Source organism: Agrobacterium sp. rho-13.3 (genome assembly GCF_033957765.2).
In the GTDB taxonomy this organism is placed as follows: Bacteria; Pseudomonadota; Alphaproteobacteria; order Rhizobiales; family Rhizobiaceae; genus Agrobacterium.
Genome location: NZ_CP192774.1, coordinates 1,021,672 through 1,045,979 on the forward strand (window position 1 = coordinate 1,021,672; position 24,308 = coordinate 1,045,979).

Consider the following 24,308-nt stretch of genomic DNA (forward strand, 5'->3'; position numbering starts at 1 on the left):
GGCACGCTATATGCAAGTATGTGCTCATAACTGTGAGCGCAACCAGTTACGATTCGAAGTATCGGTAGCTTAATATGATCAGACTAATTGGATATTTCTTCGGCTTGGCCAGCATGCTGTTCCTTGTGGCGGCTGGTGGTGTTGCCATTTATTTGGTGACGATCACGAAGGATCTCCCGGATTACGCTGTGCTAAACAGTTATGAGCCGCCGGTGACGACACGCATTCACGCCGGAAATGGCGCGCTTATGGCCGAATACGCCAAGCAGCGCCGCCTGTTCCTGCCCATTCAGGCCGTTCCGGATCGCGTCAAAGCGGCCTTCCTGTCGGCAGAAGACAAGAATTTCTATCAGCACCCCGGCATCGACGTAACCGGTTTTGCTCGCGCCGCGGTCGCTTATGTGACCGGTGGACCTACACAGGGCGGCTCGACTATTACGCAACAGGTTGCCAAAAACTTCCTGCTGACCAACGAGCAGACGATGGAGCGCAAGGCAAAAGAAGCGATCCTCTCTTTCCGCATCGAACAGGCCTACAGCAAGGACAAGATCCTCGAGCTGTACCTCAACGAGATTTTCTTCGGTCAGAATTCCTATGGTATCGCCAGTGCTGCGCTGACATACTTCAATAAATCCGTGACGGAGCTGACGATTGCCGAAACTGCCTATCTGGCAGCACTTCCCAAAGGCCCGGCCAACTACCACCCCATTCGGCGTGAAAAGGCGGCCGTCGAGCGCCGTAACTGGGTTGTCGACCGTATGGCTGAGAACGGTTACATCACGCAGGCTGACGCCGCCGATGCCAAGACCCAGCCGCTGGGCGTGAATATCCGCCGGGGTGGAGCGCATATTGCCGCTTCGGACTATTTCGCGGAAGAAGCGCGTCGCCAGATCGTTGAAAAATATGGCGAAAAGGCTTTGCTGGAAGGCGGGCTTTCCGTTCGCACCTCATTTGATCCTGAGATTCAGATGGAAGCGCGCAAGGCACTTCAGGACGGTTTGCTGGATTATGATGAGCGCCGTGGTTTCCACGGTCCGGTCGATCAGATCGAAGCCAGTGGAGACTGGAGCGCTGAGCTTGCCAAGCTGAAGCCGCTGCGCGACGTGCCGGAATGGAAAATGGCCGTGGTTCTCGCCGTATCGTCCGATGGTGTCGATATCGGTCTTCGCCTGGACGGCGATGGCGATAATCCCGATTTGCGCAGCCGAGGCCGTATCAAGGCCGAGAATATGAAATGGGCCTATCGCGATTCCAAGGGTCAGCGCGCGACTGCCAAATCGCCCACCGGTGTGTTGAAGACCGGTGATGTGATCTATGTAGAGCCGCTCTCCGACAAGGGAGAGGATTATCGCCTGCGCCAGCCGCCGAAAGTACAGGGCGGCATGGTGGTGATGGACCCGCACACGGGCCGAGTCCTCGCCATGGTTGGTGGTTTCTCCTACGGTCAGTCCGAGTTCAATCGCGCGACGCAGGCCATGCGCCAGCCGGGGTCGTCCTTCAAGCCGTTCATTTATGCTGCCGCTCTCGACAACGGCTATTCGCCCGCCTCGGTGGTTATGGATGCGCCTATCGAGGTTGTGTCCGGTGGTCAGGTCTGGCGGCCCCAGAACTACGGCGGTGAATCTGCCGGTCCATCCACATTGCGCCTTGGTATCGAGAAATCCCGTAACCTGATGACCGTGCGCTTGGCGCAGGACATGGGCATGAATCTGGTGGCTGAATATGCCGAGCGCTTCGGCATTTACGACAAGATGCCGCCGCTGCTTGCCATGTCTCTCGGTTCCGGTGAAACGACGGTCATGCGTATGGTGTCGGCCTATTCGGTTATTGCCAATGGCGGAAAACAGATCAACCCGACCGTGATCGACCGCATTCAGGACCGGTACGGCAAGACGATTTTCCGTCACGAGGAGCGTGGCTGTGAAGGCTGCAACGCCGCAAGTTGGCAGGATCAGGACGAGCCGACGATCGTTGATAATCGTGAGCAGGTTCTCGACCCTATGACCGCTTACCAGACAACGTCGATGCTGGAAGGTGTCGTTCAACACGGTACGGCTGCGGGCAAAATCAAGGTCAACTTGCCGGTTGCCGGCAAGACCGGAACCACGAACGATGAAAAAGACGCCTGGTTTGTGGGGTATACGCCTGATCTCGTCGCGGGCCTTTATATCGGCTTCGACAGCCCGGCCCCTCTTGGTCGCGGCGGCACCGGTGGATCGCTGGCAGCGCCGATTTTCGGCGAGTTCATTGCGCAGGCTGCAAAACATCTGGAGCCGAGCAAGTTCATCGTGCCCGAGGGTATGCAGTTTATTGCGGTCAATCGCAAAACCGGCATGGCGGCCACGGAAGGCGAGCCGGACACGATTATGGAAGCGTTCAAGCCGGGCACAGGCCCAGCCAGCAGCTTCAATGTGATCGGCATGGATGGCGCGATGTCTCAGGAAGATATTTTGCGCGTGTCTCCACAAGCCCAGCAAGCCATTACCGGCGGCGGCGGCGGCCTCTACTAAATTCAATTGGTGGAAAGGCGAGGGGCGCGGGGTTTACATCCGCGCCCCTCGCATTTATTCAGCCAACCAAACAGGAGTCTATTTGGAAACTCGGCGCCGGGTCGATCCGTCCGACGTTTTCAAATAGACTCTGAGTGCCAATTTTTTCAACGAAAGCGAAGTATCTGCGACATGCGCAATGAGATCGTGAACATAGTCGACGACATCAAGCAGGCCATAAGCCTGCTGAGGAGGCATCTTTGACTGGGATCAGGCGATAAGACGACTGGACTGGTTGAACAATAAGGCAGAGGATCCGAACCTCTGGAATGACTCCACCGAGGCGCAGAAGCTGATGCGCGAGCGCCAGCAGCTGGATGAATCCATCAACGGCGTAAAACTGCTCGAACAACAGGTCAACGACAATGTTGAACTGATCGAGATGGGTGAAGCCGAAGGCGATGCGGACATCATCAAGGAAGCCGAAGATGCGCTAAAGGCGCTGCGAAGCGAAGCCAACCGCCGTCAGGTGGAAGCGATGCTATCCGGCGAGGCCGATTCGAACGATACTTACGTGGAAGTTCACTCCGGCGCTGGCGGCACCGAAAGCCAGGACTGGGCGAACATGCTGCTTCGCATGTACACCCGTTGGGCGGAACGTCAGGGCTTCAAGGTCGAAATTCTGGAAATTCACGACGGTGAAGAAGCGGGCATCAAATCCGCGACGATTTTGGTCAAGGGCCACAATGCGTTCGGCTGGATGAAAACGGAATCGGGCGTTCACCGCCTCGTTCGTATTTCGCCTTACGACAGCAATGCGCGCCGCCACACTTCGTTCTCGTCCATCTGGGTTTATCCTGTCGTGGATGACTCGATCCAGATCGACATCAACGAAAGCGATTGCCGCATCGACACCTATCGTTCGTCGGGTGCCGGTGGACAGCACGTCAACACCACCGACTCGGCTGTCCGTATCACGCATATTCCAAGCGGCATCGCGGTTGCCTGCCAGCAGGAACGCTCCCAGCACAAGAACCGCGCCAAGGCGTGGGAAATGTTGCGTTCGCGTCTTTACGAGGCCGAGTTGATGAAGCGGGAAGCCGCAGCCAATGCGCAGGCAGCCTCAAAGTCCGACATCGGCTGGGGCCACCAGATCCGCTCCTATGTTTTGCAGCCTTACCAGCTGGTCAAGGACTTGCGCACGGGCGTGGAAAGCACAGCCCCAAGCAACGTGCTTGACGGCGATCTAAACGAGTTCATGGAAGCTGCACTCGCACACCGCATCAGCGGTGGCGCGGACGTTGAGGTTTCCGACATCGACTGATCGCGGGCATCGCGGTTAGCGACTATTGGCCTCTCGCAAACTGCCTTGCGGGAGGCTTTTTCTTTTGGAGGTTTGGCGTGAAGCAGTTGCTCTATATTGTTGACGTGCAGCCGAGTTTTAACCCGTCTGCGGCGCTGGTCAGCGATATCACCAGTCTGGCCGGAAAAATGCCGAGCGCAGCCAGCGTGGAGCGGCATGACGAAAGCGTTACGCCTTTTGAACGGCAGTTGGGTTGGAAGCCTGGCAAGTCGGACGTCTCTCTGGTTGCCGCAGATCGCATCTTCATCAAGCACGGATATGCACCGCCGAGGGAGGCGGTGGATTATCTGCTGTCTTTGAAGCTTGATCGCGTTCTCGTCTGTGGCATTCAGGCCGACACCTGCGTACTGGCCGCAGGCTTTGCCTTTTTCGACGCCGGGCTTCACCCGACGCTCGTTCCCTGGCTGACGGTCGGCTCCAGTCTGGACCGTTCCGGCGAGCTGGGAGCGCGCCTTTGGAAACACCATTTCGGCGCTGTTTTGAATAGCCCCGAAGAACTGGGCCTCTAGAGCATTCCCGCCTTTCTCTGAAACGCGAAAATGCTCTATCGATTTGTTTTAACGCATTGTCCTGACGCAAAACCGCTTCGCACTTTTGCTGGAAATGCTCTGATCAGTTCGAGGCTTTTTCGATTTTCATATCACCCAGTTCATCGATCAGAACCGTCCACGCATCGGCTTCCTTTTGCGTGGGGTTGGTTTTCAGGTGAACGGTGACGAAAAGGCCGGGAACATCCGATGCGCCCGAAGAGCTTTCAGGGCGTATATCCGTCACATAGGCTTTCATCTGGGTGAACTCATCCAGCTCCACAGTCTCGACGAGGCTCGGGCCATTCGCGGTATAGGCAATCTGCTGGAGATAGATTTTCGCCGTGCCATCGCCCTGCCGCATGGCCACCACCTTGTAATAACCGCGTGTCGGCTCAGTGGAGGGCGTGGATGTGGTTTGTGACCCTGCGGCAGCCTCTGGTGCTGCCTGCTCCCACATGCCGCTGCTCGTCACGAAGATGGTGGAGACGGGCAGGGCGTCAATGCCGGGTGCTTGCGCGTTGGCGCAAAGGGCACTGGTTGCGAAAAGAGCGGCGGCGAGGAGCGTTTTCATCATCTTTGTTGTCATCAATTCGTAAACTGTTCGGCAAGCACCCTGTCCGACCATGAACGATCCGGATCAGACAGAATTTTTGCGGTTCTATCCTTCGATTGCGCAATGCGCACCTTTTGCACCGACTTGACCTCGGTGTGGTCTGCCACGGCATTGACCGGACGCTTTTCACTCTCGTGAACGTATATATCGACCGTAACCTTATTGGGAAGCAAGGCACCACGCCAGCGGCGGGGACGAAATGCACTCACGGGCGTCAAGGCCAGAAGCGGTGATTCCAACGGCAGGATCGGCCCGTGGGCGGAGAAGTTGTAGGCGGTGGAGCCAGCGGGCGTCGCCACCATCATACCATCGCAGATGAGCTCTTCCAGCCGTGTTTTTCCGTCCACGTCCACACGCAGCTTTGCAGCCTGGTGGGATTGGCGAAAAAGGCTGACTTCGTTCATGGCGAGTGCGGAGAACTCGTTGCCATCCGCGTCGGTGGTCGTCATGCGCAGCGGGTGGAAATCATTGCCGGTGGCAATCGCGATGCGCTGTTCCAGCCCGGCAACGCGGAAATCATTCATCAGAAATCCGACCGAGCCGCGGTTCATGCCGTAGACACGCTTGCCGGAGTTCATGGTTTCATTCAGCACTTGCAGCATGAACCCATCGCCGCCGAGAACCACGATCACATCGGCTTCATCGGAAGGGATGTTTCCGTACCGCTCGATAAGTTCATCGCGCGCAGCCTGCGCGTCATCCGTGGTCGAGGCTACAAAACATAAGTGCTGAGTTGAACGCGACATGCCGTCACCCCTGTTGACGGCCTTTGGTACATGAAGACGTACAGTTAGGACAAGCTCTTTCAAGTGGTCATATCCCGCAGATGGATAAACTTGGCGGGCGTCGCGACGAAGTCCACAGCTTCTTGATCAGGCCACAGCAAACAGGGTTGCGGAGGCCATGAAGGTGGGGCAATTTGCGGTACGGATGCGTAAGCGGAAGGATCGGGCGTGGCGATAAGTTACAGTATCTACGATGTGTTCACGCGGCAGAAACTGGCGGGCAATCCGCTGGCCGTCATGTTCGACGCCGATGACCTTGACGGCGTGACGATGCAGGCCATCGCCCGTGAGTTGAACCTCTCCGAAACCGTTTTCGTCAAAACAGCCGACAATCCGGCTTATGCGGCCTCACTGCGCATTTTCACACCCGCGTCCGAACTGCCTTTTGCCGGCCACCCGACCGTGGGCACCGCGATTGCAATCGCCGAACGCAACCATGGGCAAGGCAACGCCGATATGGTGACGGTGCTGGAAGAAAAGATCGGTCCTGTGCGCTGCGCGATCCGTCTTCGGGAAGGCGAGGCGAGTTTTGCCGAATTCGATCTGCCCCGCAAATCGTCTCGCGTGCAATTGCCGCTCGACGGCGCGCCTCTTGCCGATGCCCTTGGTCTGGCGGAAGCGCAGATAGGGTTTGAGAACCATGTGCCATCCATTTGGACGGCGGGCGTGCCATTTCTGACGATACCGGTGCAGAATATTTCCTCGATGGCAGAGGTGGATTTCGATGCGGGGCTATGGCTGAAGTCGGCTCCGTTTGTCGAAGGGCGTCTTACTTCAGCCTTTCTATACTGTCGCGGCGGCGTCAATCACGCCGCAAAGTTTCACGCACGCATGTTTTCACCAGATATGGGAATTCAGGAAGACCCGGCAACAGGCGCTGCCGTTGCGGCACTCTCCGGCGCGATCCACCATTTCGATGGTCTGGCAGACGGACATTACCCGCTTTTGGTGGAGCAGGGCGTGGAGATGGGCCGTCCATCCCACATTCATTTGACGATGGATGTAAAAGAAAACGAGATTTCACGGGCGAGAATTGGTGGTCATGCCGTGCGCGTGGCGACGGGAAGTTTCGATATCTGATTGCTTTTCTTGTGCTTTAAAGCGTTTGCGACAACGCTGTAACACGCTTGTGACGATCTGTTGATGATTGTCTGCTGCCAATCGTGCGGTTTGCTTGGCGTTCGCAGGAACAAAATTGCCTTAATTCCGTTTGTTTCCACGGAAGGAGAGGTGACATGAAGTCGCAAAACAATTCCGATACAAGAAGAACCATAGAGGCCGCAAACAGCACCGCCGCCTCGACGTATAAACCGATCATAATACCTTTGAGAGGAACTTACGTTGCGATGATCTTCCGTCGCTCCTGCAAAAGTGCATTCGATCTCAAAAAGAATTAGCCCACTTTTGCATCTGCTTAGCACTAAAGCGTGATTCCAAACTCTGAGAATAAATGCATATATTGCTAATATATAAAAAGAAGGGAGAAATGACATGAAGACAGTTCTCATCATCGCAGCAATTCTTGGGGTCTCAGCGTCTGCCGCACTGGCAGATTGCCTCAGCCATCAAAATATAAACGCATCCATCCCAGTCGACCGCGAGTTCAAAACAGCAAGCATCTCGCAGCCGACTGAACCTGCACAGAAACCCGTTCTGGTTCTCAAAAAGACAGACAGGCTACCAGCGATGACTGAAACGGCAATCGCTTCGCCACAGTCAGCACTCCAACGCATGCAGTGAGTCCAATGCCATATTTTATACGAAAACATCCTGTGCGGGCCTAATCTCCAGCACAGGATTTTTTGTGTCGAGCATAGAGCGACGACCCAACGCATTCCGCCATTTAGCTGTCCAGCTTGAGCGACAATTGCCTGCCGCCATTCTTTTTCAGAATATAAACCGGTCTGGCGATCATCATCTCGGTTCGCTTCTGAAGTTCCCGCCGGCGCTCAAGTGCGCGCTCCCGAAGGCTGCGGGACTGGGCGACGAGAGACAATGCATTTTCAATGGTTTTGTCTGCTGCTGTCATTGCTGCAACTCCATTTGTTCACTTTATGTTCTAATATTTGGACATCCTTGTCAAGCGGGTTGATAAAAGTGGATCAAATGGTCGCTAAAGCACTGGTGAAAAACGCAAAAGGCCCGACGAATGCCGGGCCTTGCAAAAGGTAATTTTGTTTTTTCGCTTAAGAAAGCGAACGATCATCGGTGAAATCGGTCTCGGCAACCTGGCCGCTCGCGAGCGCTAAAATTGCCAGGACGGCATGTTCGCGGTTCCAGCCAGCGCCTTCGGCTTTTTCAATAAGACCGTTGATAGACGGCTCAAGAGCGAATTGGCATTCAGACTGATAATCCATTGTCGCGCCGACCGAAAGCGACGGAGAGTTGATCAAAGCGCGCATAAAGCACTCCATTCTATTCGCACCATCCTGAGAATGATTTCAGGACATGCGTAAATTCAAACGCTCTAAACGCCTGTCGTCATGATAGCGACAAAACGTTACGAGCTACGAATCCCCAGCCGGACGCAGACTCTTCCATATGGAGAGAAGTGTCAACCTCACGCGGTGCATTGGGTTGGGCGCAGCATGTAATGCGGTGATGGTCAATAATCCCGCCGCGGCTTGCGGCGCCAGATCAGCATCGCCATGACGAAGAGGGCAAACAGAATGAACCATGTGAGAGGAAATGCCATGAAGAGGGCGGCGTAACCACAGTCACCGTCCAGACAAGACCCCAACGCGCCACCTTCCGCCATCGCCGTGGCAGCAAAGGCCGCAACCACGCCGCTTCCCACAACACCCGCGACCAGGATCAATATATTCGTCATAACTCTCATCTGAGTTGATTATGATGGAGAATGAGACCGCTTTGGGGAGAGTGGCAGAGTTTTTCAATGTTTGGAAACCGTGTCGCAACTTTGCAACGCCACTGGCGCTAACGGGCGGCATCCTATTCGTAGAGGGCGTGAAGCCGAGTACGAAGGCGGTGCGTTGCCCCTGCGACAAAACGCATGTTTCACTCATGATGATATTATTTTATGGGAGATTGCATCCATTCAATTTCTGAAAGGAATTGGTCCATGATGAGCGACTGGGTCGATTGGTTCCCCATAGTCTTCTTGCCACTCAAGATTCTGGTGTTGGGCACGGGCATGTTCTTCGCCATCAAATGGCATCACGATCAAGCCAAGATGAAGAAATAACCAAACCGGCGGACCGTCAGCGCCCGCCGACTACACCCTTGACGCCTCAGATGAGTCGGCGTCAATGCATCCCGCAATATCTTCAGTTCGTCTGTGAGTTTACGCCACAAAACACGATAGGCCGTGTAGGCCATTTGTGATTTATTGAGGCCGCTGCGACTTGGCTGCTGACAGCGAAATCACTTCTAACCTGTTGATGTAAAGGGGAAATGGTGGGTGATGTAGGGCTCGAACCTACGACCCGCTGATTAAGAGTCAGCTGCTCTACCAACTGAGCTAATCACCCGCCGCCGCCGCCGTCTGGCGGTGTGATTGGCCGTATAAAGAGGAACATTATGCTTGTCCAGCGTGGAAATGAAATTTCTTCGGTTTTTGTGTCGGAAAAATTTCAGCCACGCTGGAAAAGCCTGTAAAACCGGGGTTTTCTTCCGGTTATTTTTTATTGCCCATCAGCGCCGGAAAGCGCGAGCGATGGCAATCAGAATACAAGCACCAACAAAGCCTGCGATAAGGTAGCCCAGCCAACCGGTGAGAACGATACCGAATATGGCAAGAATCGCGTTGGCGACGATGGCGCCGACGATTCCCAGGAGGATGTTCATGAAAACACCCATATTGCTCTTCATGAATTTTTCGGCGAGCCATCCGGCAATGCCACCGATGATGATTGCGGCAATCCAGCCAATACCAGCTGCTTCCATGATTTCCTCCTATTGGTTGCTGCGCAATCATATTTGGTGATTCTAATATTTTCTTCAAGATGACGAGTCAGCGCGTGCCATGAGTTGGACACGCTTGAAACCTTTAAGATGCCGACTACCTTGGCGCAGCGATTCGAAAGAGCAGAAGGGCGTTCACGATGACATTCTCAACACGACAGTACCGGTTTTTACGGGTCCTGCTCGCTCTCGTGGCTCTTTGGATTGCCCCCGTCCAAACAGTGATGGCGCAGACACCCGATACCGTCACCGAAGACGCTTCCCTGTCGGTGGCGCAGAGAGCTGAAGCCAGACTTGAAAAACACAAGGCTCTTCTCGCTGATATCACCCAGCAGACCGAGAACCAGCGCAACGACGACACCAAGCTGGTTGATCTCAAGGGTAAAGCGGATGATCTCGCCGGAAATGCTGCCGCCACCGTTGGTCATCTGCGCGCACGTCTGGATGAAATCAACACCCGCGTCACCTCTCTTGGCGAACCTCCCAAAGAAGGTCAGCCGCCGGAAGCCAGCGTCGTTACCGACGAGCGAACAAAACTGAATGCGGAAAAAGCCCAGATCAATGCCGTGCTCGGTGACGCGGAAAGCATTTCTACCAGTGCTGCGCGTCTTTCCAACACCATCACCGCGCTTCGGCGCGCATTGTTTACAGCCACCCTTTTCAAGCGCACGGAAATTTCGCTGCCTGTTCTTGCGGAGGCGGGTAAGGCGTTTGGCGGTGAGATTTCGGCGCTGAGCAGTTCCGTGAGCGGATGGGCGGTTTTCGTCTGGAACTACAAGCGTCTTTCCATGTTCGGCGCCGTATCGCTTTCCGTTCTGGCCGCGCTGCTCTTTATGGTGGGGGGGTACCGCCTGCTGGGACACCGAATGGAGCGAAGTGCCTTTTCGGGCGAACCGTCCTACCTGCGGCGTTTGTCCGTGGCTTTCTGGTCGACCACGATACAGTCCTTTTCCGTTTTCCTGTTCATGGCAGCCTCGGCCTTTCTTCTGGATAATTTCGGCGTCTTGAGAGCCGACATAGCCCCGATCTTTTTCGTGGCGATGTATATCGTCGCGTTCATCTACTTCGTCTCCAGACTGACCTATGCGATTTTCGCGCCGACACAGCCGGAGTGGCGTCTGCTGAATGTGTCCACACGCGGCGCGCATATCCTTTCGTCCGCCGTGTTGATCATGGCGCTGGTCAATGGCCTAGACTATCTGTTCAGCACCATCAGTGAAACGCTGAATTCCCCACTGATCCTCACTGTCGCCAAAAGCTTCGTGGCCTCCATCACCATCGGCGTCATTCTGTTTGTTTTGTCATTCGTAAAGCCGCTGGCGAGCAAGGAAGGCGATGAAGACATCAGCGACCAGCGTATGCCGCGCTGGCTTTCCGCGCTGATGCGTTTTGGTGGGCTGCTGCTGATCGGTGCCTGCCTGACCGGCTATGTCGGCCTTGCCCGTTTTCTGGCAACGCAGATCGTCGCGACGGGTGCCGTGTTGGCAACTATGTATATCGGCATTCTGTCCGGCAGGGCCATTTCCAAACAGGGCGTTTTTGCCGAGACGCTCGCAGGGCGTTATCTCGGCAGACGCTTCGGGCTTGGGCCGGTGCCGCTGGATCAGGCCGGCCTTGCCGCCGGACTTGGTATCTACGGCATAGCACTCGTCTTCGGCGTTCCGCTCGTTCTGTTTTCGTGGGGCTTCCAGCCGGGCGATATCGAAAACTGGGGTTACCGTCTGCTGACAGGTTTCAGCATCGGCAAGACATCCATCTCTCTTATCAGCATCGTAACGGGCATACTCGTTTTCGTTATCGGCTATGCCGTCACGCGCTGGTTCCAGAAATGGCTGGACAGAAACGTCATGGCGCGCGGCCAGGTGGATGCGGGAGTGCGCAATTCGGTCGGCACCGGCATCGGTTATCTCGGCGTGGTGGTGGCGGCCATCTTCGGCATTTCGTCCGCCGGGCTTGATCTGTCCAGTCTGGCACTTGTGGCGTCTGCACTGTCCGTGGGCATCGGCTTTGGCTTGCAGAACATCGTGTCGAACTTCGTTTCTGGCGTCATCCTGCTGGTGGAGCGTCCCTTCAAGGTGGGCGACTGGGTGGTGACAGGGACCGTGGAAGGCACCGTCAAACGACTGTCCGTTCGCGCAACGGAAATCGAAACATTTCGTGGCCAATCCATCATCGTGCCGAACTCGGAATTCATCAATTCCTCTGTTGGCAACTGGACGCATAGAAACCGCATCCAGCGCGCGGAAATTCCGGTGTCCGTCGCATATGAGACCGATCCGCAGCGGGTGATGGATATCTTGCTGGATCTGGTGAAGAAGCAGACACCGGTTCTTCGCAACCCCGAACCGCATGTGGAGTTTTTGCGGTTTGGTGACTTTTCGCTGGATTTCGAATTGCGCTTTCATCTGGCAGATTTGTCGCATGGTCTGACAGTCAAAAACAACTTGCGCATGGCCATTCTGAAGCGGTTCCGCGAGGAAGGCATCGAGATTGCCACGCCACAGCGCAACGTGAATATCCATGTGGACGGTCAGACGAATCCCAAGCTTTTGTCCGCGATCATGTCGGAGGAAGGTGAGAAAGCGGTGGTATCAAAGGCGGCTTCATCGATAAAAGAAGTATCGACGGATGCGGCAGCGGAAACCGAGGACAAGCCAGCCGCAAAGTCTGCTGGAGCCAAGCGAAGTTAAGGCCGTTCCGCAATTGAAAATCATCAAAAGGCTTGCCGTCGCGGCAAGCCTTTTGCATGTCGTAATCAGGCGTTTGAGCAACGGTGCGACATTGCATAGTCTGGCCCAAATCGGTTCGAAAAAGTCCGCGTCAAAGTGGGCAAATATGCCTCAAGGGGAAGTTTCATTATGAAGACACATGCGCGGGCGGTGGTCATCGGTGGCGGCGTCGTTGGTGTTTCAACGCTCTATCATCTGGCTAAAAAAGGCTGGAGCGATTCCGTTCTGATCGAGCGCAAGGAACTGACCTCGGGTTCCACATGGCACGCCGCCGGCTTGCTGCCTTTGTTCAATATGAGTTACTCCGTGGGCCAGATCCACAAATACTCCGTGAAATTCTATGAGGAACTTCAGGAAGAAACCGGCATGAATGTCGGCTTTTCCAAAGTCTCCAACATTCGTCTCGCCCGCACCAAGGATCGCTGGGACGAATATATGTATTACTCCGGCATCGCAGAAACCATCGGCGTCAACTACAAGCTTTTGACACCCGAAGAGGTCAAGGAAATTTGGCCTCTTTGCGAAACCGATGGCTTGCTTGGTGCCATCCAGCACCCGGATGACGGTTACATCCAGCCCGCAGACCTCACACAAGCGCTTGCCAAGGGCGCGCGTGACCGTGGGGCGACCATTTACCGTAACACCACCGTCACCGCGCTGGAGCAGCTTGAGAACGGTCACTGGAAGGTGACGACGGACAAGGGCGAGATCACCGCCGAACACGTCATTTCCTGCACGGGTAACTTTGCCCGCAAAACCGGCGAAATGGTCGGCATCAACATTCCCGTCATCCCGGTTGAACACCAGTATATCGTCACCGAACCGCATCCTGCCATTCTGGAGCGCCGCAAACAGGGTCTGCCGGAAATGGGCGTGCTGCGTGAATCCGACAGTGCATGGTACATGCGCGAAGAGGCAGGCGGCCTTATTCTCGGACCTTACGAAGTCGGCGCGCCGGTCTGTTATGTCGATGGTCCTTCGGATCAGAGCGAATATGAGCTGTTTCAGGAAGAGCTGGATCGCCTCATGCCGCACATCGAAGCGGCCATTGTCCGTGTGCCTGCGTTTGGTGAAGTCGGCATCAAGAAGGTCTATAACGGCGCAATCGCCTATACACCGGATGGCAACCCCATCGTCGGCCCCGCGCCGGGCCTGAAAAACTTCTGGCTGAACGAAGGCCATTCCTTCGGCATCACCGCCGCTGGTGGCGCAGGCTGGCAGCTTGCGGAATGGATCGTCGATGGCGAGCCTACACTCGACCTCATGGGCGTCGATCCACGCCGCTTCGGCCCCTATGCGACCGAAGGCTATCTCATTGCCAAGAACGAAGAAGCCTACGCCAACGTCTTCACCATGCACTACCCGGATGAAGAACGCTCTGCTGCCCGTCCTCTAAAAACAACACCTGTTTACGACCGCCTCAAGAAACTCGGCGGCGTGTTCGGCTCCGTTTACGGCTGGGAGCGTGCCAACTGGTACGTCCCGGAAGGTTATGCGCTGAAGGAAGAAGAGCTTGGCGTGGGCGCAGACGTCATCACCAACCACAACCACGCGCCAGCGCTGGACGATGGCCGCATCGTCGAGAAATGGTCATTCCGTCGCTCGAATTACTTCGAGCATGTCGGCAACGAAGTGAAAAACGTCAACCAGAATGTAGGCGTGCTGGATATGTCCGCCTTCGCCAAGATGGAGGTGTCTGGACCCGGCGCACGCACATGGCTGGATAGCATCCTTGCCAATGCGATCCCCAAGAAGCGTGGCCGCATCGCGCTGACCCATCTGTTGACCAAGGATGGTGGCGTGAAGGCCGAATTTACGGTCTATGAATGGGCGCCGGGCCGTTTCTACCTCGTCTCTGCTGGTGGCCTTGAAAATCATGACCATGACGTTCTGCGCCGTTTGGCCCCGACCGATGGCACGGTCACATTGCAGCCCATCACGCAGAAATATGGCGTGCTGGCTCTGGCAGGTCCAAAATCCCGCGATCTTCTGAAAAAGCTGACCCGCACCAGCCTCGACAACAAGGATTTCCCTTGGCTGACCGGTAAGGAAATCTCCGTTGGCGTCGCAACAGCCCATGCGCTGCGCGTCAACTTCGTTGGCGAACTGGGGTGGGAACTTCATCACCCGATCGAGATGCAGAATTACATCTTCGACCGTTTGATCGAAGCCGGTGCCGAATTCGGCATCAAGCCCTTCGGCATCCGGGCCATGGTCTCCATGTCCTTGGAAAAATCCTACCGCAACATGGGCCGCGAACTTTCGGTTGAATACAACGCTTACACCTCCGGCCTTGACCGCTTCATCAAGCCGGAAAAGCAGTTCATCGGTCGTGATGCCGTTGTTGCGGGCAAGGAAAAAGGCCTGAGCTGGATTTTCTCCACGCTTGTCGTTAGCGGCAATACGGATGTTGATGCACGCGGTTCCGAAGCGATCTATAACGCTGCGGGCGACGTCGTCGGTCGTGCAACCAGCGGCGGCTTTGGCTGGCGCATCGGCAAGTCCATAGCCCTCGCCATGCTGTCACCGGAAAATGCAGCCATTGGCACCAAGCTGAAAATCAAAATCCTCGGTGATCTCTATGATGCCGAAGTGGTTGTCGAAAGCCCGTTCGATCCAGACAATGCGGTGCTGAGAGCATAAGCAGGTTACTGACTTCGCAATCATTAAAAAAGGCTCCGGTGAAAACCGGAGCCTTTTGCGTTCTGCGATCTATGATCGTGTTGTCTTACCGGTCTCGGGTAACAGCCATTTCACCGAAAATACGCGCCATTTCTTTCTGCACATCACGATCAGAGGTCTCGCCGGAAACCGGCGGAGACACTGGTTCTGCGGTTTCTTGCGACAGTTTCGGCTCCAGACTGATATCGGGAGCCTCAGTAGCATTGCTTTTGGCGATTTCCGCTTCAAGGAAGCTTTCGAAATCGCTCGTCAATTGATCGCCAAAAACCGTCCCGTTTTCGTTTGGAGCAAGCGGCGCTGGTTTTGCCACGTTTGCTGTAACGTTGATCGGGGTTGCATTGTGGAATGTCGGCAAGACGCGCTCTCGCGCAGCATCCAGAAGGTCGACGGCGCTGTTCTGATCGATCACAGGCTCCCGTGCAACAATGGGCTCCGGTGCTACCGCGGGCGGTGTGAAGGCTGCCGGTGGAGATGGAGCGATGTTCTCAGCAGCGGGCGAGGGTGCCTGTCTCGCCACTGGCTCGGGCACCAAGGACGCAGCCGCTATGGCCGGCACGACTGCGGGAATGACCGGTGGGGCAATCGGTTCACGCGCAACTGTTTTCGGTGCGGCAGGCGCTTCAGGGGCTGGCGTTGCTGGGGCAACGGGACGCGGTGCTGCGGCTGAGGCGACTGGCGGGGCCGGTCTGGGCGCAACAGCTGCAACAGGGCGCGGAGCCGGTTCAGGCGCGACCACGGGTGGACGCTTCACTTCGGGTTGAGGCGCAGGTGTCGCTGCTGCAACGGGAACGGGCTGACGCACCTCTTCCTGGTTGACCGGCGGCAAGGTTCTGGGCCGCTCAGACGTGATGGCTCTCTCAGACGAGAGGGATTGCAGGATGTCGTCTTGCGGATCGCGCACGTCTCTGAGGATGGGGATCGCGCCAATACCGCTTTCGATAACGATGTCCGTCGGTCCACCGATCATCACGAGATGTTCGACATTGTCGCGACGAACGAGGACCAGCCTGCGTCGGGCGTCCACGGCTGTCGCGTCCAGCACCTGCAAGCGCGGTTGACGGTTTTTGCCACCGCGAATGAACGGCGACGAGCCGCCACGTCTGCGGACAATCCACAGTATGATCGCCAGAACCAGAAGTGCAACGCCGACGCCCACGACCGCCACGATAAGGCGATTGCCGTAAGTGCCGATAAAATCTTCCATCATCGAACCAGTCCCTTTGGTCTTTTGCTGGGCAAATTATTGCCGCATCCGAGTTTTTTAAACAGTTTGTAGTGAAAAGACGATTTTTTTGCGCCCGGCACAAGTTTTTATCCCACTCGCGACACGAAATTGCTGCGCGCTTCACCAATTGGCCATGATTTGACGTGGCAAAGGTACCACGCAAGCCCCGATACTGCGTCTATAGCGCCGCATTCGCTGTGTATTGGCAAAGGTTTATGGTGCGCCAGAGCTTTTTGATATTTCGGCAAATTGCTACAAGGGATAGACAAAAGCGATTCCGTCCGGGGCATTTGTCTTCGGATGCATAACGATCCGCAAAACTGCAAGGGTTAGAGCCTCAATGACCAAGGTGAGCCAAGCCAGCGACAATGACTTTCCCTTGGTGGACAGGCGAGCCCGTTCCGGCACGCTGTTGCGCATATTGCTTCTGGCACTTGTTCTTGTCGCCGCAGCGGTCGCGTTCGTCTATTTCAAGAATTCGCTGGAAAACGAGGTCGTCCTCGGCATTCTCGGCGTGCTGGCCATGCTCGGCATTTTCTTTCTGGTGTCGTCGGTCATCGGCTTCATCGAAGTCATGCCGCAATCCCAATCGGATGGCATGGCGCGACGTTTTCTGTCTTCCAACCCGGATGGCACACTGATTACCGATCCCAAAGGCCGTCTGGTCTATGCCAACGCCACCTATTGCCAGATGACGGGCGCGACCAAGGCCACCGATATCCAGAGCCTTGAAACGCTGCTGTCGCGTGATCGGGAATCGACCGAAGCATTGTATCGGCTCATCAGTGGTTTGCGCGACGGGAAGGACGGGTATGAGGAATTTCGGCTGCTGAAGCCGTTGAGTGAAGATATCTCGCAATCCGGCCCGCACTGGTATCGTCTCAAGGCACGGCTGCTCAAAGACCCGAGCAGCAATGATCTGCACGTCTTCCAGATTGCCGATATCACCACAGAGCGTGAAGATCAGGAGCGGTTTTTCCGCGAACTGCAAAACGCTATCGATTATCTCGACCATGCTCCGGCTGGCTTTTTCTCGGCGGGTAAAAAGGGTGAGATCGTTTATCTCAACGCAACGCTGTCGCAATGGCTGGGCATTGATCTGGCGCAGTTCTCACCGGGTTCGCTGACGGTGTCGGATATCGTCGCGGGCGAAGGCATGGCGCTGATCGAATCCGTGAAGCCGCAAGCCGGTGCCAACCGCACCGAAATGCTCGATCTCGACATGCGCCGCGTCAACGGCCAGAGCATGCCAGCAAGGCTGGTTCATCAGGTGACGGCCACGCGCGATGGCGCACCGGGCGAAAGCCGGACAATCGTATTGATGCGCGCCAAAGGCAAAGAAAATGCCGAATCCGCTTCGGCCATGCGCTTCACGCGGTTCTTCAACAACACTCCAATGGCGATTGCGTCTCTGGACGGCGACGGCAAAATTCTGCGCACCAATGCGCCGTTTCTCAAACTCTTCTCTGGTGTTGTCGGACGAGACGATATCGACAATGGTGTCGTTCTCGATGCCGTCCTGCACGATAATGACAAGCCGAAGCTGTTGCACGCCATAGATGCCGCGAAGGATCGGCAGGGAGATATTCCGCCGTTCGATTCCCGCCACCCGGCTGACGAAACACGGCATTTCCGCTTCTATGTTCATGCGGTCATCGATCAGGATGATGAAGCGCCGGAAGAAGTGGCAATTGTCTATGCGATCGAAGTGACCGAGCAGAAAGCGCTCGAAACGCAGATGGCGCAAACGCAGAAGATGAATGCGGTCGGTACGCTGGCAGGCGGCATCGCCCATGACTTCAACAATGTTCTAACGGCCATTCTTCTGTCCTCCGACCATCTGTTGCTTCAGGCCAGACCTGCCGACGCAAGCTTCGCCGATCTGATGGAAATCAAGCGGAATGCCAACCGTGCTGCCGTTCTCGTGCGGCAATTGCTGGCCTTTTCACGCAAACAGACCATGCGCCCGGCGGTGTTGAACCTGACGGATGTTATCGGCGATCTGCGTATGCTGGTGGATCGGTTGATTTCCGGTACCAACGTCAAGCTTGAGGTGGATTACGGACGTGATTTGTGGCCTGTCAAAACCGACCTTTCGCAGTTCGAGCAAGTGCTGATCAACCTTTGCGTCAACGCCCGCGATGCGATGCCGGAAGGCGGCAAGATCAAGATCATCACGCGCAACATGTCGGACAAGGACATTATCGCGCTTGGCCGGTCGGACATTCCTGTTGAAGATCTGGTGATGATCGAAGTGACGGATACCGGAACAGGTATTCCGCCTGAAATCATGGACAAGATTTTTGAGCCATTCTTCACGACAAAGGACGTCGGCAAGGGCACGGGCCTTGGTCTTTCGATGGTCTATGGCATCGTAAAACAATCCGGTGGCTATATCTACCCAGACTCCGAAGTGGGCAAGGGAACGGCGTTCCGCATCTTCTTGCCGCGCCATATTGTCGAAGTGGTTCCGGTTGTCGAAGGCGAGGCCTTGCCAGAGGCTGCTCATGTCGCTGTCGTAAAGGATCTCACCAAGGAAGAGCCGGTCGATCTGACCGGCAAGTCCGCTGTCGTTCTGCTGGTGGAAGATGAGGAAGCGGTGCGCCGTGGCGGCAAGCGTATGCTGGAAACCCGTGGTTACACGGTTTACGAAGCAGGCTCCGGCACCGAAGCGCTGGACGTGTTGGAGGAACTGGAAGGCAAGGTCGACATCGTCGTATCAGATGTTGTCATGCCTGAAATGGACGGTCCTTCACTGCTGCGGGAGCTTCGTAAGACCTACCCGGATATGAAGTTTATTTTCGTGTCCGGGTATGCGGAAGATGCTTTTGCAAAGAACCTCCCTGCCGATGCCAAGTTCGGTTTTCTGCCCAAGCCGTTTTCGCTGAAACAGCTGGCGGTGGCTGTGCGGGAGATGCTGGACAGTGAAAATTGACAGGTGAGGCGGGTCGCAATAGTCTTATTCCTCGCTGATCCGTGCTGATTTGCTGGTCTGGCTGGCCATAAAACCCAAAAATGGCTTTCTCTCTTTTTGCAGAGGCGCAACATTTCCCAAGACCTGCTTATCAGGCTTCAGAAAACGCACACGGTGGATGACGTGGGCGTGGTGCTGGGCGAGATACAGCGGCTCTTTGGTTTTAAATGTTATTTTGTGCTCGATATGTCGCGGCTGGCGGAAGAAGAGCCGATTTCGTTTCTCTTTCCATCCAATATTTCCGCCTCTCTTTTCCAGGAGCTGGATGAATGCCTGACGGATTTTGCCACGCAGTTCTTCATGCATTCACCCGGAACGCTGGGGCCGGTGGGCTGGGATCTCGGTGACATGGAAGCGCAGGGGCATATCGCGCCAGATGCGGCAGCCCTGTTTCGCACATCGAGCATGACGATGGGGGCCAGTTTTCCGGCCCTCGGCATTTCCGGTTCACCTCGTCTTATCGGTTTTTCAGGGAACAGACCGCCTCTGGATATTAATGAGGTTGAACGGCTCAACGTCTTGATGTTTCACGCCCATGCGCGGCTCACGAGCATCGGGCGCTCCCAAATAGAAAAAAGGGAGCCGCTCTCCGGCCTGGAGCAGCAGGTGCTTTTTCTAGCGGTCGAAGGTGAGAGTTTCGAGATGATTGCCACGCGTGTGGCGCTCTCCAGCAGAACGATAAATTATCTGGTCGATTCCATATGCAGAAAGATGGATGTGGAGACCATTGAACATGCGGTGGCGGTCAGGCTGAGACGACGGCTATATTTGTGAAGCAGATGCATCCGTCAAAAAATTTCGTCAGCGGGGAACGGATTAGTGATTGCAGTGCAGCGTAGGGGGCTTAAAATCCTCTTACGAAGACCTAAATAAGTTGAAGCGAAATTCTGGCTCGCAACACGACAATACCGATGCGAGTACGATCTGGAGAATGATGAAAGATGATCGAGAAGTCGATCTACATGCAGGGCGACAGTGAAGGGGAAGATGGCGGCGCAAACCGCGGAACGTCTGTTATTACCCGCACCAAACCAAAAACAAAAAAGCCCAATCTGTACCGTGTTCTTTTGCTGAACGACGACTATACTCCCATGGAATTCGTCATTCATATTCTGGAGCGTTTTTTCCAGAAGGACAGGGAAGGAGCCACGCGCATCATGCTTCATGTGCATCAGCACGGCGTGGGCGAATGCGGGATATTCACATATGAGGTCGCAGAGACAAAAGTAAGTCAGGTCATGGATTTCGCCCGACAGCACCAGCATCCGCTTCAGTGCGTCATGGAAAAGAAATGAGGATCGCAACGTGCCAACTTTTTCCCCAAGTCTAGAGAAGGCGCTGCATCAGGCACTGACCTTTGCAAATGAGCGTCATCACGAATATGCGACGCTAGAACACCTGCTCATGGCGTTGATTGACGATGCCGATGCCGCCGCCGTGATGGGCGCCTGCAATGTCGATCTGGACGCGCTGCGCAAGACGGTTGTTGATTACGTCGACAACGAACTCTCCAATCTGGTCACAGGCTATGACGAGGATTCAAAACCCACGTCTGGTTTCCAGCGTGTCATCCAGCGCGCCGTCATTCATGTGCAGTCCTCGGGTCGTGAAGAAGTCACCGGCGCCAACGTGCTGGTGGCAATCTTTGCGGAACGTGAAAGCCATGCTGCCTATTTTCTGCAAGAGCAGGAAATGACCCGCTATGATGCGGTCAACTACATCTCTCACGGCATCGGCAAACGTCCCGGCTCCTCCCAGACCCGCGCGCCACGCGGTGCAGAAGAGAATGAGAACGAAGCAAAACCTGCTCGTAACGGCGGCTCTGAAGAAGATACGTCCGCACCTAAAAAGCAGCAGGATGCGCTGAAAGCCTATTGCGTAAACCTGAATGACAAAGCCCGCGGCGGCAAGATCGATCCGCTGATTGGCCGTCATGAGGAGGTCAACCGCACCATTCAAATCCTGTGCCGTCGCTCCAAGAACAACCCGCTTTATGTGGGCGATCCCGGCGTTGGTAAAACAGCGATTGCCGAAGGTCTGGCCAAGCGAATCGTCGAAGGCAAAGTGCCGGAAGCGTTGAAGAACGACACGATCTTCTCGCTGGACATGGGCACGCTGCTGGCCGGTACACGGTATCGCGGTGACTTTGAGGAGCGCTTGAAGCAGGTCGTCAAGGAACTGGAAGAGTTCCCAGGCGCTGTGCTGTTCATCGATGAAATCCACACGGTCATCGGTGCGGGTGCGACGTCTGGCGGTGCCATGGACGCATCCAACCTGCTGAAGCCTGCTCTGTCATCGGGTGCGATCCGTTGCATCGGCTCGACCACGTATAAGGAATATCGTCAGTTCTTTGAAAAGGACCGGGCGCTTGTGCGTCGTTTCCAAAAGATCGACGTCAACGAGCCTTCCATCGAAGATGCTATCGAAATCATGAAGGGCTTGAAGCCTTATTACGAAAGCTACCATCACCTTCGTTATTCCAACGAGGCGATCAAGGCTGCCGTGGAGCTTTCGGCCCGTTATATCTCGGATCGCAAGCTGCCGGATAAGGCCATCGATGTTATCGATGAAACAGGCGCGGCGCAGATGCTGTTGCCCGCCTCCAAGCGTCGTAAGCTGATCACTGAAAAAGAGATCGAAGTGACGATTGCGACGATGGCGCGCATTCCAGCCAAGACGGTTTCGAAGGATGACGAGATGGTTCTCGCCAATCTGGAGAAAGAGTTGCGCTCGGTGGTGTATGGTCAGGATATCGCGATCGAAGCGTTATCCACCGCCATCAAGCTTGCCCGTGCGGGCCTGCGTGAACCGAACAAGCCGATTGGCTCTTATGTCTTTTCCGGCCCGACCGGCGTGGGCAAGACGGAAGTTGCCAAGCAGCTTGCTGCTTCGCTCGGTGTGGAAATGCTGCGTTTCGACATGTCGGAATATATGGAGCGCCACACCGTATCGCGTCTACTTGGCGCACCTCCCGGCTATGTCGGCTTCGATCAGGGCGGTCTTTTGACCGACGGCGTCGATCAGCATCCGCATTCCGTGGTGTTGCTGGACGAAATCGAAAAGGCGCACCCGGACATCTACAACATTCTGTTGCAGGTTATGGACCACGGTTCGCTGACGGATCACAACGGCAAGAAGATCGATTTCCGCAACGTCATTTTGATTATGACGACAAATGCGGGCGCATCTGAAATGGCCAAATCCGCCATCGGCTTCGGTTCGTCCAAGCGCACGGGTGAGGATGAAGAGGCGCTCAATCGCCTATTCACACCGGAATTCCGCAACCGTCTGGATGCGATCATTCCATTCTCGCCATTGCCAACTGCTGTCATTCACAAGGTGGTTCAGAAGTTCGTCATGCAGTTGGAAACACAGCTTTCCGAACGGAACGTTACCTTTGATCTGCATGAAGATGCCATCGCCTGGCTGGCCGAGAAGGGCTATGACGAAAAAATGGGTGCGCGTCCGCTTGGTCGCGTCATTCAGGAACACATCAAGAAGCCGCTTGCCAATGAGATACTCTTTGGAAAGCTGAAGAAGGGTGGTGTCGTCAGTGTTGCTCTCGGCAAAAATGATGATGGCACGGAAGGTCTGAAGCTGAATGTCCTGCCAGAAACAGCGCCGGTCAAGCCAAAGCCAGAGGCTGAGCTGAAAGCGGCAAAGTCTCCCGGCAAGGCAAAGGGTAAGGCGAAAGCCGCTAAAGCCGAACCGGAAGCCGAAGTAGCTGTTGTGGAAACGGGCAAGGGTGATGAAGACGTGAAACCGCGCCGCAAAACAAACGCCGTTCCCAAGGTTCCTAAAAAGAAGTGATGTTGGCTGAGTGCTTTAAATAACGCAGTGCCGGGTTTCGTACCCGGCACTTTATTTTGTCGATACCGGAAACGAACATGCCTGTAGAAAGCGATGCGGAACCTCTTTCCCTCTGGTTTTTCAGGGGCATGAAGGGCATTTTCTCGCTGCCGTCACTCATCCTCATGACATCTTTCGTGGGTTTCAGCGCCTTTGCTCTGGAATCCGGTGTCAGTCGCGGTGAAGCAGTTTTCATGACGCTGACCATCTGGGCGCTGCCCGCCAAGATGATCCTGATCGGTGCGATGACCAGCGGTGCCGGGCTGGCCACCTGCTTTCTGGTGGTGACACTCTCGTCCATCCGCATGATGCCGATGGTGGCGTCCATCGTGCCGGAAATGCGCACGGCCAAAACGCCAACCTGGCTTTTGTTGTTCCTGTCGCATTTCGTTGCCATTACCGCTTGGGTCTTTGCCACGCAAAATCTGAGCAAGGTGCCGCGTGACGCTCGGGTGGCGTGGTTTGCCGGTTTCGGCATGACGCTGACGCTCATCAACGCGATCATCGTTGCCATCTGTTATGGCGTCGTGGCCGCGTTTCCGCCGGTCGTTGCAGGCGTTCTGTTTTTTCTGACGCCGGTTTATTTCGTTTCATCCATCTGGGCATCTGCAAGACATACGGTCGTAAAGGTCGCATTCGTGATCGGCGTTATCGGCGGACCATTGTTCGCGGTCATAGAGCCTGATTTCGACATTCTCTACGCTGGTGTGGGCGGCGGGACGTTGGCCTATCTTATCGATCGGTTCTGGTTTCGTCGCAAAATCGAACCCGCTACCGCGGAGGGCGAGCCATGATAACCGACGCCTGGTGGGCACCCTATCTCTTCATCGCAATTGCAGGCTGGATCGCCACGGACCTATGGCGCTGGCTCGGTGTGCTGGCCGGCAATCGTTTGAAAGAGGGCTCGGAGACGTTAAATTGGGTGAGGGCGGTCGCAACCGCTTTGGTGATGGCCGTCACCGCGAAACTCATCGTTTTCCCGACGGGAACATTGGAACACTCACCATTGTGGCTGCGTATCGGTGCTGCGGGCATCGGTTTCGTCGCATTTCTTGCGAGCGGTCAGAAAGTTTTGGTTGGTGTTATTGCACCCATCGCTATTCTTGCGATCGGCTTGGTGTTTTTAATGTATTGGTGATTAATTT

At 55.5% G+C, this 24,308-nt stretch carries 21 protein-coding genes and 1 tRNA gene; 14 read left to right on the forward strand and 8 right to left on the reverse strand.

All coding sequences use genetic code 11. The features are described from left to right. The first annotated feature begins 74 nt into the window (after positions 1-74). From RMR16_RS05100 to RMR16_RS05110, 3 genes are all read left to right on the forward strand, one after another. Positions 75-2,510 (forward strand): penicillin-binding protein 1A, encoded by a 2,436-nt coding sequence (locus RMR16_RS05100; RefSeq protein ID WP_320200060.1) that lies wholly within the window; start codon positions 75-77, stop codon positions 2,508-2,510. Between the two features lie 171 nt (positions 2,511-2,681). Then, positions 2,682-3,813 (forward strand): peptide chain release factor 2 gene (gene prfB / locus RMR16_RS05105; protein WP_320200059.1). Its coding sequence is split into 2 segments (ribosomal slippage): positions 2,682-2,750 and positions 2,752-3,813, totalling 1,131 coding nucleotides; the frame shifts between segments, so codons are not numbered across the junction. Between the two features lie 77 nt (positions 3,814-3,890). Further along, positions 3,891-4,361 carry a cysteine hydrolase family protein gene (locus RMR16_RS05110; protein WP_320200058.1) on the forward strand — a complete coding sequence of 157 codons (471 nt, stop codon included), beginning with the start codon at positions 3,891-3,893 and terminating at the stop codon, positions 4,359-4,361. Between the two features lie 103 nt (positions 4,362-4,464). Here the strand turns inward: RMR16_RS05110 and RMR16_RS05115 are convergent, their stop codons facing one another. Then, complete coding sequence (locus tag RMR16_RS05115; protein ID WP_320200057.1) at positions 4,465-4,956, reverse strand: hypothetical protein; 492 nt, start codon at positions 4,954-4,956, stop codon at positions 4,465-4,467. A gap of 11 nt (positions 4,957-4,967) precedes the next feature. After that, entirely contained in the window at positions 4,968-5,741 is a 774-nt protein-coding gene (locus RMR16_RS05120; protein ID WP_320200056.1) for an NAD kinase, read from the reverse strand. Positions 5,742-5,948: 207 nt separating this feature from the next. On the opposite strand from RMR16_RS05120, the gene RMR16_RS05125 reads away from it, so the two are divergent. Next, on the forward strand, positions 5,949-6,860 hold the full coding sequence (locus tag RMR16_RS05125; protein WP_320200055.1) for a PhzF family phenazine biosynthesis protein: 912 nt from the start codon (positions 5,949-5,951) through the stop codon (positions 6,858-6,860). 411 nt (positions 6,861-7,271) lie between these two features. After that, positions 7,272-7,520 carry a hypothetical protein gene (locus RMR16_RS05130; RefSeq protein ID WP_320200054.1) on the forward strand — a complete coding sequence of 83 codons (249 nt, stop codon included), beginning with the start codon at positions 7,272-7,274 and terminating at the stop codon, positions 7,518-7,520. Positions 7,521-7,623: 103 nt separating this feature from the next. Here the strand turns inward: RMR16_RS05130 and RMR16_RS05135 are convergent, their stop codons facing one another. From RMR16_RS05135 to RMR16_RS05145, 3 genes are all read right to left on the reverse strand, one after another. Next, positions 7,624-7,809, reverse strand: coding sequence for a hypothetical protein (locus tag RMR16_RS05135; protein WP_320200053.1), 186 nt, complete (start codon positions 7,807-7,809; stop codon positions 7,624-7,626). 157 nt (positions 7,810-7,966) lie between these two features. Then, positions 7,967-8,182 (reverse strand): hypothetical protein, encoded by a 216-nt coding sequence (locus RMR16_RS05140; protein WP_320200052.1) that lies wholly within the window; start codon positions 8,180-8,182, stop codon positions 7,967-7,969. A gap of 203 nt (positions 8,183-8,385) precedes the next feature. Further along, a complete protein-coding gene (locus RMR16_RS05145; RefSeq protein WP_320200051.1) occupies positions 8,386-8,610 on the reverse strand; it encodes a Loki-CTERM sorting domain-containing protein in 225 nt (74 codons plus the stop codon). Between the two features lie 252 nt (positions 8,611-8,862). Here RMR16_RS05145 and RMR16_RS05150 point away from each other — a divergent pair, with 252 nt between their 5' ends. Then, entirely contained in the window at positions 8,863-8,985 is a 123-nt protein-coding gene (locus RMR16_RS05150) for a hypothetical protein (protein WP_320200050.1), read from the forward strand. Between the two features lie 210 nt (positions 8,986-9,195). Here RMR16_RS05150 and RMR16_RS05155 read toward each other — a convergent pair. Next, positions 9,196-9,271, reverse strand: a tRNA-Lys gene (locus RMR16_RS05155). A 163-nt stretch (positions 9,272-9,434) separates the two neighbouring features. After that, a complete protein-coding gene (locus RMR16_RS05160; RefSeq protein WP_320200049.1) occupies positions 9,435-9,686 on the reverse strand; it encodes a GlsB/YeaQ/YmgE family stress response membrane protein in 252 nt (83 codons plus the stop codon). Between the two features lie 242 nt (positions 9,687-9,928). Here RMR16_RS05160 and RMR16_RS05165 point away from each other — a divergent pair, with 242 nt between their 5' ends. Both RMR16_RS05165 and RMR16_RS05170 read left to right on the forward strand, forming a co-directional pair. Beyond that, the gene (locus tag RMR16_RS05165) at positions 9,929-12,394 is read left to right on the forward strand and encodes a mechanosensitive ion channel family protein (protein ID WP_320200118.1); all 2,466 of its coding nucleotides are present in this window, start codon (positions 9,929-9,931) and stop codon (positions 12,392-12,394) included. Positions 12,395-12,562: 168 nt separating this feature from the next. Next, entirely contained in the window at positions 12,563-15,076 is a 2,514-nt protein-coding gene (locus RMR16_RS05170) for a GcvT family protein (protein WP_320200048.1), read from the forward strand. A gap of 85 nt (positions 15,077-15,161) precedes the next feature. Here the strand turns inward: RMR16_RS05170 and RMR16_RS05175 are convergent, their stop codons facing one another. Then, complete coding sequence (locus RMR16_RS05175; RefSeq protein ID WP_320200047.1) at positions 15,162-16,322, reverse strand: flagellar biosynthetic protein FliO; 1,161 nt, start codon at positions 16,320-16,322, stop codon at positions 15,162-15,164. Positions 16,323-16,680: 358 nt separating this feature from the next. Between RMR16_RS05175 and cckA the strand changes: the two genes are divergently transcribed. The 6 genes from cckA (at position 16,681) to RMR16_RS05205 (ending at position 24,301) form a co-directional block, all read left to right on the forward strand. Continuing rightward, positions 16,681-19,275, forward strand: coding sequence for a cell cycle histidine kinase CckA (gene cckA / locus RMR16_RS05180; protein WP_320200046.1), 2,595 nt, complete (start codon positions 16,681-16,683; stop codon positions 19,273-19,275). A gap of 153 nt (positions 19,276-19,428) precedes the next feature. Then, a complete protein-coding gene (locus tag RMR16_RS05185) occupies positions 19,429-20,088 on the forward strand; it encodes a helix-turn-helix transcriptional regulator (protein WP_320200045.1) in 660 nt (219 codons plus the stop codon). Between the two features lie 167 nt (positions 20,089-20,255). Continuing rightward, complete coding sequence (gene clpS / locus RMR16_RS05190) at positions 20,256-20,609, forward strand: ATP-dependent Clp protease adapter ClpS (protein ID WP_320200044.1); 354 nt, start codon at positions 20,256-20,258, stop codon at positions 20,607-20,609. 10 nt (positions 20,610-20,619) lie between these two features. Further along, positions 20,620-23,124, forward strand: coding sequence for an ATP-dependent Clp protease ATP-binding subunit ClpA (gene clpA / locus RMR16_RS05195; RefSeq protein WP_320200043.1), 2,505 nt, complete (start codon positions 20,620-20,622; stop codon positions 23,122-23,124). A 77-nt stretch (positions 23,125-23,201) separates the two neighbouring features. Beyond that, positions 23,202-23,957: an AzlC family ABC transporter permease gene (locus RMR16_RS05200; protein ID WP_320200042.1), complete on the forward strand. Its 756-nt coding sequence runs from the start codon at positions 23,202-23,204 to the stop codon at positions 23,955-23,957. After that, on the forward strand, positions 23,954-24,301 hold the full coding sequence (locus tag RMR16_RS05205) for an AzlD domain-containing protein (RefSeq protein ID WP_320200041.1): 348 nt from the start codon (positions 23,954-23,956) through the stop codon (positions 24,299-24,301). Before RMR16_RS05200 ends, RMR16_RS05205 begins: the two co-directional genes overlap by 4 nt. Positions 24,302-24,308: the final 7 nt, after the last annotated feature.